This is a genomic window from Acinetobacter sp. SH024 (assembly GCF_000163635.1).
Taxonomy (GTDB): Bacteria; Pseudomonadota; Gammaproteobacteria; order Pseudomonadales; family Moraxellaceae; genus Acinetobacter; species Acinetobacter pittii.
Genome location: NZ_GG753604.1, coordinates 200,856 through 216,138 on the forward strand (window position 1 = coordinate 200,856; position 15,283 = coordinate 216,138).

The window sequence follows — 15,283 nt, forward strand, 5'->3', positions numbered from 1 at the left end:
TAAATAGCATTTAATGCTTAAAACTGCAAACATTATTCACAGGCTTACTACAAACATAAAAAAAGCAGAACAATTGTTCTGCTTTTTTTGAGAAGGCAGATTAGATCTTACCGTGACATTGCTTATATTTTAGTCCTGAACCACATGGGCATGGGGCATTACGGCTTTCTGGAACAGGGAAAGCTTGCTGATCGGCAGACTCGTTCATGGTTTCTTGAGAAAGTGTAACTTCACCAGTTAAACCATCTACATCATCATGTTCAAAAGAAAGCTTCATCGATTCAGCTTGCTGCTGCTGTTGAGCTTCCATTTCTGCAAGTTCTTCTGGTGTTGGGATATGTACACGAGACAAATCAGTCACAACATCAGTTTTAATAATACCCAACATGTTTACGAATAGGTTGAAAGCTTCTTTCTTATATTCCTGCTCAGGGTTCTTTTGCGCATAGCCACGTAAGTGAATACCTTGACGCAAATAATCCATTGCAGCCAAGTGATCTTTCCAATGGCGATCAAGAGAATTTAAAACGAAATGGCGCTCAAGCATTGCTGCAGATTCATCACCCATTTGAGCACGGCGCTGACGATAACGCTCAATCACTTCATCACTAATACGCTCAACCAAACCTTCTTCATCTAAACGACGATCTTGATCTAACCATTCTTGAATTGGAAGCTCAATACCTAAATCAATACGTAAAGCATTTTCTAAACCTTCCACATCCCACTGGTCATGAATTGACTCTGGTGGAATAAAGTTAGCAATCATGCCTTGCATCACTTCACGATGCATTTCTTCAACATATTCTTTTAAGGTATTTTCAGCTAATACTTCATCACGTTGAGAATAAATGATCTTACGCTGTTCATTATTCACATCATCGTATTTCAATAAGTTCTTACGAATATCGAAGTTACGCGCTTCAACTTTACGCTGAGCATTCTCAATCGAACGGCTCACCATTTTATGTTCAATCGCTTCGTCTTCTTTTAAACCCATCGCGCGCATCATACCAACGACACGGTCACCTGCGAAAATACGCATCAGGTCATCTTCAAGAGATAAATAGAAACGAGAAACACCAGGGTCACCCTGACGACCGGCACGACCACGTAACTGGTTGTCAATACGACGTGATTCATGGCGTTCAGAACCAATGATATGCAAACCACCTGCTTGCAATACATCTTCATGGTCTTGTTCCCATTGCGCTTTTAGACGTGCTTCATCTTCTGCAGTTGGGTTCTCAAGTTTGGCAAGTTTCGCTTTCCAGTTACCACCCAAGATAATATCCGTACCACGACCAGCCATGTTAGTTGCAATCGTTACTGCATTCGGGCTACCCGCTTGAGCAATAATGTCAGCTTCACGCTCATGTTGTTTTGCGTTCAAAACTTCATGATGAATACCAGCTTGCATTAACTTAGAAGATAAAATTTCGCTGGCTTCAATGGTTGCTGTACCAATAAGAATTGGAGCAACACCCTGCCCACGAATATTCATAATTTCTTGAATAATCGCGTTATATTTGCCGTTACGGTTTAAATAAATTAAATCGTTTTGGTCGTTACGAATCATTGGACGGTGAGTTGGAATAATCACAACGTCAAGACCGTAAATTTCTTTCATTTCCGCAGCTTCAGTATCAGCAGTACCTGTCATACCTGAAAGCTTTTTATAAAGACGGAAGTAGTTCTGGAATGTTGTTGTCGCTAAAGTTTGGTTTTCAGGCTGAATTTCTAAGCCTTCTTTTGCTTCAACAGCTTGATGCAAACCTTCTGACCAACGACGACCCGGCATCGTACGGCCCGTATGCTCATCGACAATAACCACTTCACCATCATGAATGATGTAGTGAACATCACGTTGGAATAGGAAATGTGCACGAATGGCAGCAGATACATGGTGAACAAGGTTTAGGTTTGTTGCTGAATATAAGCTTTCGCCTTCAGCCAACAAGCCCATCTGAATAAGTTCTTGTTCAACAGTTTCATAACCAACCTCGGTCATTTCAACTGAACGCTGCTTTTCATCAATCCAGAAATGCCCACCATCTGCAACTTTTTCTTCTTTTTGCGGATGTAATTTAGGAGGAATCGTATTGATTGCAGAATACAGATGCGAAGAGTCTTCACTTTGACCAGAAATAATTAATGGTGTACGAGCCTCATCAATTAAGATGGAGTCAACTTCATCGATAATGGCATAGTGCAAACCACGTTGTTTTTTTTCTGCTAAAGAAAACACCATGTTATCACGTAAGTAGTCAAAACCGAATTCGTTATTGGTACCGTAAGTAATATCTGCAAGATAAGCTTCCGCTTTTTCTGACGGACCTTGCATTGAATAAATCGTACCAATTGATAGACCCAAAAATTCAAATAATGGGCGGTTCAATTCGGCATCACGCTGTGCCAAATAATCGTTCACAGTAATGACATGTACACCTTGGCCACTCAAAGCGTTTAAATAACACGCCAGAGTACCCATAAGGGTTTTACCTTCACCGGTACGCATTTCGGCAATCTTACCTTCATGTAAGGTAATACCACCGATTAACTGAACGTCATAGTGACGCATACCCATCACACGCTTAGCAGCTTCACGACAAACTGCAAACGCTTCTGGAAGTAATTTATCTAAACTTTCGCCATTATTATAACGTTGTTTGAATTCTGGAGTTTTTGCAGATAAGTCTGCATCGCTTAAAGCTGATATCGTCGGCTCGAGCGCATTGATTTGCTCAACAATTTTGCGCATGCGTTTGAGTTCACGCTCATTTTTTGTACCGAAGATACCTCCGATCAGACTTGCCAACATGGATAAACTCTCTAAATCTTGCTTGGTCAAATGAATAAACTTTTTCTCAGTCGTTTATTATGGTGCCAGAAATTTGAAGTACAAGGGGTTTGCACAAAACCCCTAAAAAAAATCTGATAGTTAGACGAATGGTTTTTCATTCATCTAATCTCCCCTTAATGTGCCGAGCACCAAAAACACACCATTAACGCTCATCTATTAAGCATAACTTCCGAGAAATCTAATTTAGCAAATTTACCTTAAAGTTACATTGATTAAGCACTTAAAATAATGAGTTTTAGTCATATATATTTACACTTATATAAAAATTTCATAATAAAATATAAAAACAATAATTTTAATCATAAAGTAAATGCTGCATATTCATTCAATCGAATAACAAATTATGAGCAATTGAGGAAATATCATGACACTACGATTAGGAGACACTGCACCCGATTTTCAACAAGAATCGAGCGAAGGCCCAATTAATTTTTATGATTTTTTAGGGGATAGTTGGGGAATCTTATTTTCACATCCAGCCGACTATACGCCAGTATGTACAACAGAGTTAGGTTACACAGCAAAATTAAAAGATGAATTTACGAAGCGTAATGTTAAAGCGATTGCTTTGTCTGTAGATGATGTAGAGTCTCATAAAGGTTGGATCAACGATATTAATGAAACACAAAACACAACTGTAAACTTTCCAATCATTGCAGATAAAGATCGTAAAGTATCTGAGCTCTATGGCTTCATTCACCCTAATGCCAGTGAAACTCTAACAGTGCGCTCATTAGTGATTATTGATCCTAACAAAAAAGTTCGCTTAATCATTACCTACCCTGCTTCAACGGGCCGAAATTTTAATGAAGTCTTACGTGTTGTGGATTCATTACAATTAACAGATAAACATAAAGTCGCTACGCCTGCGAACTGGCAGCAAGGTGAAGATGTCGTGATTGTGCCATCACTTAAAGATGAAGAAGAAATTAAACAACGTTTCCCTAAAGGTTATACGGCTGTTAAACCTTATTTACGCCTCACGCCACAGCCTGAAAGCAATAAAACCGACTAAAGGTTTTATTGCTTGCAAGACAAACGCAGTGCGTAGGCAAGCATCTGAAAAATTCCTTACAAGACAAGCGAAGCGCGTAGGCACATTTAGATTAAATATCACACCCGAAAAAGTCATCCGTAGTGATGGCTTTTTTATTTATGTATTGAATACTCATGGTTTTTATTGTTTAGATCAGTTATAACTCGAAACGATTTGGTAAAAAAATAAAAATCATGATCTATAAAATTCATCATTTAAAGTGTGGCAGTATGTGCCCAGTTTGTGCCCCCTTATTTGGACAAAAAGGCTTCCGAGCTGAGGTAATCTGTCATTGTCTTTTAGTTGAAACTGATCGAGGCTTAGTGCTTATCGATACTGGCTTTGGCTTGCAAGATTACTTACATATGAAGCAGCGCCTAGGCTCATTAGTTAAACGCTTAGGCAATATTGAGCATAATATTGAATTTAGTGCGATCCAACAAATCCAAAAGCTCGGGTTTAGTCCCAAAGATGTACAGCATATTTTTGTCACTCATCTTGATTTCGACCATGCTGGTGGTATCTCAGATTTTCCTCATGCCACAGTTCATGTTTTAGCAGCAGAATACAACGCTGCCCAACTTCCAAATTTTAAAGGCAAACTTCGCTATAGAACCAATCAATATAAAGATCATCGGTATTGGAACTTCGTTGAATATCAAAAAGGTGAAGCATGGTTCAACCTCGAAAAAGTTAAAGGTTTTCCGCTGTTTCAAGATGAAATTTTAATGATACCGCTGTTAGGACATACAGCTGGACATTGCGGGATTGCCATAAAGCAACAAAATCAATGGGTATTATTTTGTGGAGATGCCTACTACTCACACCTAGAGTTAAACCCTAAAAATAAATTAAGATCACTTGGTCTGGTGGAAAAAACATTTGCAGAAGATAATGAAAAGCGTCTTTTTAACCTCAAGCGTTTACAGCATTTAGCTCAACATGAACCCAAGATTGAAATAATTTGTGCTCACGACCCTGATGAGCTGAAACGGTATCAAAAATGAAAAAATTATCGCTCCTTACACTTGTCATCTGTATAAGTTTACAAGGGTGTATGCAGCACGAAAGTATCGCCCATGAGCATCGACCACAAGATTGGGGAAGCTTAGTTTCTCAGACTCATAACTTTTATCAAATTAGTAATGATGTTTATCGCAGTGAACAACCTGATACAGCAATGATTTCTGAATTAAAGGATCATCAAATTGGAACGATCATTAATTTAAGAGCCAAAGACGCAGATAGTTTAGTTTTTAAAAATGAAAATTTTAATCTTGTACATATTCCTATCAACACTTGGGCAATTGACCGACAAGATCTCTTAGAAGTCATGCAACAAATCAAAATTGCCAAGCAGAATGATCAGCGCGTTTTATTGCACTGCTACCATGGTTCAGATCGTACAGGGGCCAGCGTTGCCATGTATCGCATTATTTTTGAAAATTGGACAATTGATGATGCGGTTAAGGAAATGAAACAAGGGGGTTACGGTTATCATATTATTTGGAAGAACATTGACCGATTATTTACACCTGAAAATGTAAGATGGATTCAACAGCAACTGTCGAATCCATCTTAGTGACATCTTGAGTGGAATTTTTAATTTGGTTAACGTTGGTCTAACGGTACCCAGTCAATCACCCACGCTGATTTCATGTTTAAACTTGAATCAGAAGTAATTTTCTTACGCGCAGCATCTGCTGTATCACGGTCTTTTGCAGGTCCAACCATAATACGAATACCCTTACTGGTTGGGCTTGTAGTGACCTTATAGCCTTTAGCTCGTAATTTAGAAACAACTGCATCTGCATTGGCTTGGTTAGCAGCCAAAGCGACTTGAACCATCCACTTTTTATCGCCATTTTCAAGCAGTTCACGTGCTTTTTCAGCTTCAGCTTTTTTCTCAGCTTCAGCTTTTCGTTTAGCATCAGAGGCTTTTTTATCAGCTTCTGCTTGTCGTTTGGCTTCAGCAGCTTTCTTGTCTGCTTCTGCTTGGCGTTTTGCTTCTGCAGCCTTTTTATCTGCTTCTGCCTGTCGTTTAGCTTCAGCTGATTTCTTTTCTGCTTCCGCTTGACGTTTTGCTTCAGTTGCTTTTTTGTCTGCTTCTGCTTGACGCTTAGCATCAGCCGCTTTCTTGTCTGCTTCTGCTTGGCGTTTTGCTTCTGCAGCTTTTTTGTCTGCATCTATTTTTGAAGTATCAGTTGTTTTATTCACCGTATTGGTTTGCTGGTTTTTAGCTTTCGCCTCACCCACTAACTCCGGTGGAATATTATCTGAACTTTCTTGAGCCGCTGTACGGCGCGCATTAATCGCAGCGTACTCTGCTGCAGCTTTACGAGCAGCATCAGCTTCAGCTTGCTGCTGCATTGCTAAGAACTCAGCTGCACGTGCTTCTTGTTCAGCAACGGCCTTTTCACGCGCACGACGCTGTTCTTCTAGCAAACGTTTTTCAGTTTCAACATCAACCGCAAGAGGTTGTAGTTGTACCATTTGCCCTTCAGTTGTCTGTTTTGGTTTAGTTTGAGTTTTTGGCGATGTGGATGCGGATGGTTGAGCTTCAACCTGTTTTATTTCCTCATTTCCTTTTAGAAGTAATGCTGCCAATAAAACACCACCTCCTAGTAAAACAACGCCACCCATCCAGCGTTGTTTGTTATTCATTGACATTCTTCCAAATACTCCCAAATCGCTTCTAAAGTATGAAACGAACCACAGGCTAAAATCAGCTGATTGTTATTTGTTTGCTCAAGCGCTGATTTAAAAGCCTCTTTGATATTGCCATATTGTTGTACTATCTGGCCTTGCAAGGCATCATTGAGTTGCTGAATCGGTGCAGCACGCGGCACATTCAATTCAGCAATTTTCCAATGTAAAACAGTAGGTTTCAATAAATCGACTACTGATTTTATATCTTTATCTGCCAGCATTGAAAATACTGCGACAACTTCTGTGTACTGTTTATTGTATTCTAAGAAATTTCGCAATTGCTTTAACAAAAATTCAACACCATGTGGATTGTGCCCAGCATCAAAAATGACCGTTTTCCCGTCCACTTGGCGCTGTTCAAAACGCCCTGCTAAGCGAGCAGATTGAATACCTTTTTCTAATGCTGAGTGAGAAATTTCAAGTCCGCTATTTAAAATGGCCGCAACTGCTCCTGCAATATTTTCAATCGCTAATGTACCTAAAGGAAGTTTTAAAGTGGTTCCTTCCGAAGCAAAGTACCAGTTTTGTCCATCTTCTGCGAGCTTATAAAAATAATCACGATTAACGGTATATAAGTCTGCTTGTGAACTTTGTGCTTTATCTTGAATTGCTTGCGGTAATTGTTGCTCACCCGCGAAGATAACCGGAATATATGGACGAATAATGCCTGCTTTTTCAAAAGCAATTTTTTCGATGGTATCGCCTAGCCAATCTGTGTGATCTAGGCCAATATTAGTAATCACTGCAATGTCGGGATCAATCACATTGACGACATCTAAACGTCCGCCCAGACCAACTTCGAGCACCCATACATCACATTGTTGTTGTTTAAAAATAACAAAAGCAGCCAAAGTGGTTGCTTCAAAAAAAGATAAGCTTAAATCACAATCGCGACGAGCCTGATCGACTTGAACAAAAGCATCAATCAGACTTTGATCATCGACTTCAACTCCACCTAACTTAACTCGCTCATTAAAGCGATAGATATGCGGTGACTGATATAACCCAACTTTATAACCTTGTGCGTTTAATATCACAGCCAGTGTGGTTGTGGTTGAGCCTTTACCATTCGTTCCGGCTACTGTAAAAACTTTAGCATGAGGCTGAGTTACACCCAGCTTTTCTGCAACAGGAATTACACGTTCCAGACCAAGATCTATCCCTGTAACGTGAACATGGCTCCAATAATTGAGCCATGTATCTAAAGAGTCTATTGAAAGTGGAGCTTGTTGGTTCAAGGTAAGTTCATCAATTTCGATACAAGTCGAGATACAGTATCACGTAAAGCGTGGCGATGAACAATCTGATCGATTACACCATGATCAAGCAAATATTCAGCACGTTGGAACGGTTCTTCAAGAGTTTCACGTACAGTCTGCTCAATTACACGTTTACCAGCAAAGCCAATCATTGCTTTAGGTTCAGCAATATGAATATCACCCAACATTGCTAAAGAAGCTGTTACACCACCATACACAGGATGTGTTAACACAACGATATATGGTAAGCCAGCATCTTTTAATTTTTGAATCGCAGCAGAAGTGCGCGCCATTTGCATAAGCGATAACATACCTTCTTGCATACGCGCGCCGCCAGAAGCTGCGAAACAGATTAATGGCTGACGTTTTGCAATTGCAAGCTCGGCAGCCTGTACAAAACGGTCACCTACAACTGTACCCATTGAGCCGCCCATAAAGTCGAACTCAAAAGCACATGCAATCATATCTACGCCATTTAAGTTACCTTGCATGGCAATTAACGCTTCCGTTTCACCAGTTTTGCTTTGCGCTTCACGCATACGATCTGGATACGGTTTAGAGTCAACAAACTTTAATGGATCTTTTGCAGTAAATTCTTGACCCAATTCAGTTACAACATTATCGAAGAACCAGTTCAAGCGGTCACGAGCTTTCATTCGTAAGTGTTCATCACATTGCGGACAAACATATGCATTGAAAGATATTGCTGTACGTGTCACTAGTGCATGACATTCAGGACATTCAATCGTTGGCTCAGTAAATGTTGCTTTGAGAATTTGTTGCTCATCTGCGACTTCAATACCTGGAACCGGACGTTTTGTCCATGGTGTCGAAGGGCTAAGAACTTTCCCTGGTTTCACTTCTTGATTCATACTAACTCATCGAGCGCTGCTCGAAGCTCCTTGACTTTACTCACCGTCTGTTCAACAGCGTCATCCGCTGCCAACGTTGCAAAATTTTTAACGAAAGCACTACCTACAATCACGGCATCAGCAACATTACCCATTGCTTTTGCTGAAGCAGCATCACTAATACCAAAACCAACACCCACTGGAATATTAGTGGCATTTTTGATTTTTTGAATACGCGCAGCAGCTTCTGCCGTATCAAGTGTTGCTGCTCCAGTTACACCCTTAAGTGAAACGTAGTAAATAAAACCACTTGCCTGATTAGTCACATGTTGAATGCGTTGATCTGTAGAAGTTGGCGCAAGTAAGAAGATTTGGTCCATATCATGTTGTTTCAACACAGCACCAAACTCTTTTGACTCTTCTGGTGGTAAATCCACAAGTAATAAGCCATCTACACCACATTGTTTCGCATGAGAAACAAACTTCTCGTAACCAATAACTTCAACCGGATTCAGATAACCCATTAGAACAACAGGTGTTTCCTGATCCTGCTCACGGAACTCTTTTACCATGTTGAGTGCATCCAACGTGTTAGTCCCTGCTGCAAGCGCACGTTCAGCTGCAAGCGCAATTACTGGACCATCAGCCATTGGATCTGAAAATGGTAAACCAAGCTCAATGACATCTACTCCTGCCGCAACCATTTTATGCAGTAACGGAACCGTTACTTGTGGCTGTGGATCACCCGCCATAACATAAGATACAAGCGCTTTACGTTGTTGGGACTTAAGCTTTTCAAAACGGGTGGCAAGACGTGACATAGGGTTGTGCTTTCCTTGAATTATTTAAAATTGAGGAGTTGTTTGTAGAAATACAAGAACATCGCATTTTAACGCTATTTTTTGTCCATTGAACAGGTCTAACGTTATGGCGATATTCGATTGTATGATTCATACAACCCATGGTGTACATTTATCAATATTTTGAAACTTTTCTCAATGATCAAAGCTTCCTATTTTCGAGCCATTATTAGATTGCTAACTGATCAAAAAACAATCACACAAAACTTATTTCTCAATATTTTTATTGGCGAGTTGTAATTCCCTTTTCCGCGTGAGTAAAGTTTGTCCTGTCAAATTTTTATGAGCGCGTGCAAGTGCCGACTGATCTGAATATCCCAACTGTTCAGCAATTGTGGTGAGGCTTTCATTTTGGTGAAGTAATATTTCACAGCGTTTCATGCGTTCAGTATCTAAAATTAATTTAAATGAAGTATTTAATGACTGTAATTGACGCTGCAAGCTTCGTACTGAAATATTCAACTCGATGGCAATATCCTCTATTTTAGGGGCTTGTTGCTTGTGTTTAAAATATTCATGAACAATCCAATGTATTTGCTGGGCTAAATCTGTATGTATTTTCCGCTGAGCTAATGCCTCTTCTGCTTGTTTCACTAAAAGTTGCATTAAGCTGGGGTCTGCATGTCGAGGACGAACATTCAATCCCTCACTTGCAAAAGTTAATGCATAGTAAGGTTGCTCAAATGATAATTTACATTGAAAGAAACGCTGATAGTGAACTAATGGACCACGTGAGCGGTGCACAAACTCAACATGCTGCAAGAGAAAATCATGGAAAGGAGCAATTTGTTTAGCAAGCTGAACCATAGCAGCTAAAGTCAGCTCACAAAGTATGATATTACTGGCATCAACTAGCGGCCAATACAAACGGATATTAGAAGCATCTTGTTCAACTTGCATAGGCACGACTTGCTCACCGTCAATCACGAGACGATGGAATTTCATGACATATTCAAGAACCTCTGCAAAGCTGCCACTTCGAGAAGCCATGTATCCCAGTACACCAAAATTGGCAGGTGTAATACAAGTTGCCATTTCTAGGGCTAAATTAGAAACTTGTAGACGAGACTCTGTCAGCTCTAAAAGTTCAAGAAAAAAGTTTAAAGAAGATTGAGCATCAATAGATGAAGCTAAAATATTTTGAACTTGACGGGCCTGAACATCTGTAAGGTTTAATGCCTGCCAATCGATTCCTTTTTCTTTTAGATAAGTATTCCAAAGATAAAAATAACCATTTGAAATCGTAAAATCCTGCATGGCTCATCCTTTTTTTAATGCCATCTTGTCGCAAACTGTATAAAAATTGGCAATAACTGTCAAAACAAAGCCGACTATTAGCGACATACTAATGAACATGTTAGATGCGAGAAATAAAAATATGAACGCACATGTTTCTTATCAGGTCGAGCCAGTAGTTCGTAAAGATCTAGATTTTCATTTAAACGAAGCGCCTCGCTTTTGGTTTAATAATGATCCCTTTTTGACTCGTATGTTTGATGCGCTCAGCTTAACCTTTCCAGATGGAGAGCGTTATTTTATTGAATGTGTCCGTATGTTCCGAGACAAAATTGATGATCCCGAACTACAAAAACGGGTTGCAGACTTTATTAAACAAGAAGCTCAACACGGTATTGCACATGACAAAATGAATCAGCTCATGAAAGAGCAAGGCATGCCTGTTGACCAGTTCACAGCCACACTTAAAAAAATTTTTCGTTTTGAACTCACCAAACGCTCACCACAATACAATATTGCGATGACAGCGGCAGCGGAACATTTAACAGCACTAATGGCAGAAACCTTTTATAGCCATAAAAAAACTTTAGAAAATGCTCACCCCTATGTTCGAGCGCTATTCGCGTGGCATGCCATTGAAGAGATGGAGCACCGTGATGTTGCTTTTGATGTCATGAAACAAGTAGGTGAAGTTCCTGAGTCGACTCGTCGTTTTGTATTGGTTCTTACGACAGTACTAATGTTTGGCTTTACACTCTATCGCACCAACATCATGTTGAAATGTGATGGCTTTAGTCCAAGAGAAAGACTCTTGATGAACCTTAAAGGTTTACCTTGGTTCTTCGGCAAAAATGGCACATTAACTGCCATGAAAAGCCAATATTTAGATTGGTTTAAAAAAGACTTTCATCCAAGTCAGCATCCAGTCATTCGTCAATATCCTGTTTGGATTGAAACACTCGAAAAGACAAATGATCCTATTGCAGCTGGTGAGGCATTCTGGCAAGCAGGTTTATAACCTGCTTGTTACCATTTCGCATAATGTTGTTCTAGTAAACCATATTGTTCGTTGCAATTGATGATATCGGTTGCCTCATGCTCAATCGCGCCGCTAATTTTAGCTTGCCACTGATTGAACTGGCTGCCGATCATTCTTAAGTTTATATTTTCATATCGGCACCAACCAATATGCACTTGGAGATTAAGCTTTTGATCTAAAGAGCTAATTTGCCAAAGCTCATCATTTACTTTTTCAAATAAAACATCAGTTAGTGGAAATAAGACTCCGTTAATCCATAAGCAGTTTTCATTACCAAAACTTTCATTAACACCAGAAGCCAGATTTAGCCCTATACGACGCCCTTGCTCATCCCAGAAATTACATGAAAGCCAGAACCAAGCCGTTTCAGGTCGCAAAAAACCGCAGGTATCATCTAAAGAGGCAAATGTCTTTTCATCAAATTGTACGACTTGGTTTTGCTTATTAATAAACATTCCCTCTACAGCCAATGTGGTCTGCTTTTGGGTATAAGTCCAACCATTGATGCCAGTTGGTGTACACAAACTTAATATATCGGTTCCAGCACAAAAAATACGAGCGCTAAGTTGAATCTCACCATATTTAGTGACTCGAATGTATCGCACACCATTGGCATGCTGGATATCAAACTGATAAGGAGACTTAGAAAAATAACTTTGATTAAATAAAGGTTGTTCATCAAGGTAGGTTTTATGACCTAAAGGCTGAATGGCATTCCACTCGATGACTTGCCCTGTTTCATGGTCATAAATATAGAAAAAGCCATGCCCAACCCAGCCAATATCTGCAATTGCCAGACCAATACTATAGTGTTTATGTTGAATGCCGCAGAATTTAAATTTTTTATATTTTAATTGCTTACGCCAGCCTTTAAGGACCTTACCATAAGGGGTTTTATAAATATAATGTTGTACGTGAATGGTTGACGGTACAGATTCAAAACGCCCGTAGCGAGGCTGTCCATTTTCTTGAATTAAATCCATTTACCCACTTCCATATGAATATTAGATTTCAAATGACCTATACCACGGTCAAATACGTATTTTCCCAAATTGTTTCAGCAAAATCGCCTTTTATTAAATGAATATAGCGCCCTGCTACACAATCTATTGCTAAGCAGTCATCAATATCAATGACTCGATCTGTATGTGCTTTTTGCCACTGCCGATCTATAAATTGTTTACCTAATTGTTTGGCAGCTACCGCATTCGGTGCAACCACAAACTCATAACGGTGAAGTTCACCGAATTCACTTGCATTATATCCACCTAGATTAATTAAATATAATTTTAAATCATCTGGTTGTGGAGCAGCATCTGTAAAGTGAATTTGATAATTTTGCCCTTGAGAGCTAACACCAGAGAGCTTGGCCCAAGCATCAATATGTAATCCTTGAGCCTCACCAAACCAAGCCTGTTTAAGTTGAGGATAAACTTCTTCCAAAGTATCTCCTACAGCCATGACTACATCATGAACTTCTGTATTAGCGCGTGCATGACGCCCGCCTAACATCACCATAAACAAACTTGGCATTATATCCTCTTACATCTCGACCATTTCTACGCCATCAATACGTGCAACTGTCATTAAATCTTTATCACCACGACCTGAAACAGTCGCAATAATAATCTGATCTTTAGACATCGTCGGTGCAAGCTTAGAGACATAAGCCATCGCATGCGAGCTTTCAAGCGCAGGAATAATCCCTTCAATTTTAGTTAAATCACGGAAACCTTGTAGAGCTTCTGTATCATTAATCGGCACGTACTCTACACGCTTCATATCTTTCAAGAAGCTATGTTCAGGGCCAACACCCGGATAATCAAGGCCCGCCGAGATACTATGTGTCTCAATAATCTGGCCCTGTTCATCACTCATTAAATAAGTACGATTACCATGTAATACACCCACATGACCTGCATTTAACGGCGCAGAGTGTTTACCAGTTTCAATACCAAAACCAGCTGCTTCAACACCATACATTTTCACGTTGGCATCGTTTAAGAATGGATAGAACAAGCCCATTGCATTTGAACCGCCACCTACACAGGCAACTAATGCATCTGGTAAGCGACCTGCTTGTTCCAAAATCTGTTTACGCGCTTCACGACCAATAATTGACTGGAAGTCACGAACAAGTTGAGGATAAGGATGTGGGCCTGCAACTGTACCAATCACATAATATGTTGTATCAACGTTGGTTACCCAGTCACGCATCGCTTCGTTCATGGCATCTTTTAATGTTTTAGAGCCACTTTGCACAGGTACAACTGTTGCACCTAACAAACGCATACGGTAAACGTTCATCGCTTGACGCTTAACGTCTTCAGCACCCATATAAACAACACATTCAAGACCTAAACGTGCTGCAATTGTTGCTGTTGCTACACCATGCTGCCCAGCACCAGTTTCGGCAATAATACGTTTTTTACCAGAAAGCTTTGCCAATAACGCCTGACCAATCGTGTTGTTTACCTTGTGTGAGCCAGTATGGTTCAAGTCTTCACGTTTAAGGTAAATTTGCGCACCACCTAACTCTTTTGACCATCGCTCAGCATAATAAAGTGGACTAGGACGACCTACATAGTAGGCGAGGTCACGGTCGAATTCTGCCAAAAACTGTTCATCATTTTTCATGCGGGAATAGAGATTTTCCAAATCTTCTAATGCCGCCATTAGAGTTTCTGACACAAAACGTCCGCCATGGATACCGAAATGCCCATTTGCATCTGGGAATTGGGTATAGTCAATCACATTATTTTGCTGATCCACGTTGGACTCCTTGCATAAATCGTTCAATGAGTTGTTGGTCTTTTATACCTTTTGCGGATTCTACGCCTCCGCTCACATCTACTGCAAAAGCACCGGTAGTATGAATAGCGTCAATGACATTGTCAGGGGTTAAACCACCTGCCAAGATTAATGGAATATCAAGTTTTGGGAATTTAGACCAGTCAAACTGATGTCCTGTCCCCCCTTTGAGCTCAGGATGCCACGCATCGAGCAATACAGCACTGGCACCAGCTGCCTGATATTTTTGAATTTCAGCAACTACATCCAGATCAGGTTTAACCTGAATCGCTTTATACCAGCGACGTTTACAATGGCGAGCAATTTCCTGACATTGTTCTGGAGTTTCATCGCCATGTAGTTGTAATACATCTAGGGGAACACAATCAAGTACATCCTGAATTTCAGTAGCACTCGCATTTACAAACAAACCTATCATTTGTACATAAGGTGGAATTACTTTTGCTAATTCTTGGGCCTGTTCAACCGTAACATGTCTTGGGCTTGGCGGAAAAAAAACAAAACCAATCGCATCTGCTCCAGCAGCAACAACTGCTTGAACATCTTGAATACGAGTAATTCCACAGATTTTTGCTCGTGTACGTTTTTGGTTTGATTGGCTCATGATCTGCCTAAACTA

General features: G+C 40.0%; 14 protein-coding genes. 4 read left to right on the top strand and 10 right to left on the bottom strand.

The features are described 5' to 3' along the window. Positions 1 to 100: 100 nt before the first annotated feature. Complete coding sequence (gene secA, locus HMPREF0013_RS21980; RefSeq protein WP_005804694.1) at positions 101 to 2,821, bottom strand: preprotein translocase subunit SecA; 2,721 nt, start codon at positions 2,819 to 2,821, stop codon at positions 101 to 103. A gap of 406 nt (positions 2,822 to 3,227) precedes the next feature. Here secA and HMPREF0013_RS21985 point away from each other — a divergent pair, with 406 nt between their 5' ends. The 3 genes from HMPREF0013_RS21985 to HMPREF0013_RS21995 all read left to right on the top strand — a co-directional run bounded on the left by HMPREF0013_RS21985 (position 3,228) and on the right by HMPREF0013_RS21995 (position 5,481). Beyond that, positions 3,228 to 3,878, top strand: coding sequence for a peroxiredoxin (locus HMPREF0013_RS21985; protein ID WP_005309671.1), 651 nt, complete (start codon positions 3,228 to 3,230; stop codon positions 3,876 to 3,878). A gap of 215 nt (positions 3,879 to 4,093) precedes the next feature. Next, a complete protein-coding gene (locus HMPREF0013_RS21990; RefSeq protein ID WP_005804695.1) occupies positions 4,094 to 4,906 on the top strand; it encodes an MBL fold metallo-hydrolase in 813 nt (270 codons plus the stop codon). Further along, positions 4,903 to 5,481, top strand: coding sequence for a dual specificity protein phosphatase family protein (locus tag HMPREF0013_RS21995; RefSeq protein ID WP_005804696.1), 579 nt, complete (start codon positions 4,903 to 4,905; stop codon positions 5,479 to 5,481). Before HMPREF0013_RS21990 ends, HMPREF0013_RS21995 begins: the two co-directional genes overlap by 4 nt. Before the next feature lie 29 nt (positions 5,482 to 5,510). On the opposite strand, the gene HMPREF0013_RS22000 is transcribed toward HMPREF0013_RS21995, so the two are convergent. The 5 genes from HMPREF0013_RS22000 to HMPREF0013_RS22020 all read right to left on the bottom strand — a co-directional run bounded on the left by HMPREF0013_RS22000 (position 5,511) and on the right by HMPREF0013_RS22020 (position 10,835). Beyond that, entirely contained in the window at positions 5,511 to 6,569 is a 1,059-nt protein-coding gene (locus HMPREF0013_RS22000) for an SPOR domain-containing protein (RefSeq protein WP_005804697.1), read from the bottom strand. After that, entirely contained in the window at positions 6,560 to 7,846 is a 1,287-nt protein-coding gene (folC, locus tag HMPREF0013_RS22005) for a bifunctional tetrahydrofolate synthase/dihydrofolate synthase (RefSeq protein WP_005804698.1), read from the bottom strand. The genes HMPREF0013_RS22000 and folC overlap by 10 nt, the downstream gene beginning before the upstream one ends. After that, complete coding sequence (gene accD / locus HMPREF0013_RS22010) at positions 7,843 to 8,739, bottom strand: acetyl-CoA carboxylase, carboxyltransferase subunit beta (RefSeq protein ID WP_005804699.1); 897 nt, start codon at positions 8,737 to 8,739, stop codon at positions 7,843 to 7,845. The genes folC and accD overlap by 4 nt, the downstream gene beginning before the upstream one ends. Next, positions 8,736 to 9,539 (bottom strand): tryptophan synthase subunit alpha, encoded by an 804-nt coding sequence (gene trpA, locus HMPREF0013_RS22015; protein ID WP_002116163.1) that lies wholly within the window; start codon positions 9,537 to 9,539, stop codon positions 8,736 to 8,738. Before trpA ends, accD begins: the two co-directional genes overlap by 4 nt. Positions 9,540 to 9,785: 246 nt before the next feature. Further along, positions 9,786 to 10,835 (bottom strand): AraC family transcriptional regulator, encoded by a 1,050-nt coding sequence (locus HMPREF0013_RS22020; protein WP_005804700.1) that lies wholly within the window; start codon positions 10,833 to 10,835, stop codon positions 9,786 to 9,788. A 121-nt stretch (positions 10,836 to 10,956) separates the two neighbouring features. On the opposite strand from HMPREF0013_RS22020, the gene HMPREF0013_RS22025 reads away from it, so the two are divergent. Beyond that, positions 10,957 to 11,832, top strand: coding sequence for a metal-dependent hydrolase (locus tag HMPREF0013_RS22025; protein WP_005804701.1), 876 nt, complete (start codon positions 10,957 to 10,959; stop codon positions 11,830 to 11,832). Between the two features lie 8 nt (positions 11,833 to 11,840). Here the strand turns inward: HMPREF0013_RS22025 and HMPREF0013_RS22030 are convergent, their stop codons facing one another. The 4 genes from HMPREF0013_RS22030 to HMPREF0013_RS22045 are packed head-to-tail and all read right to left on the bottom strand — an operon-like array spanning position 11,841 to position 15,268. Then, positions 11,841 to 12,836: a DUF2804 domain-containing protein gene (locus HMPREF0013_RS22030; RefSeq protein WP_005804702.1), complete on the bottom strand. Its 996-nt coding sequence runs from the start codon at positions 12,834 to 12,836 to the stop codon at positions 11,841 to 11,843. 37 nt (positions 12,837 to 12,873) lie between these two features. Beyond that, the gene (locus tag HMPREF0013_RS22035) at positions 12,874 to 13,386 is read right to left on the bottom strand and encodes a DUF1543 domain-containing protein (protein WP_001139542.1); all 513 of its coding nucleotides are present in this window, start codon (positions 13,384 to 13,386) and stop codon (positions 12,874 to 12,876) included. Positions 13,387 to 13,395: 9 nt separating this feature from the next. Continuing rightward, entirely contained in the window at positions 13,396 to 14,625 is a 1,230-nt protein-coding gene (gene trpB / locus HMPREF0013_RS22040) for a tryptophan synthase subunit beta (protein ID WP_000372734.1), read from the bottom strand. Beyond that, positions 14,609 to 15,268, bottom strand: coding sequence for a phosphoribosylanthranilate isomerase (locus HMPREF0013_RS22045; protein WP_005804704.1), 660 nt, complete (start codon positions 15,266 to 15,268; stop codon positions 14,609 to 14,611). Before HMPREF0013_RS22045 ends, trpB begins: the two co-directional genes overlap by 17 nt. Positions 15,269 to 15,283: the final 15 nt, after the last annotated feature.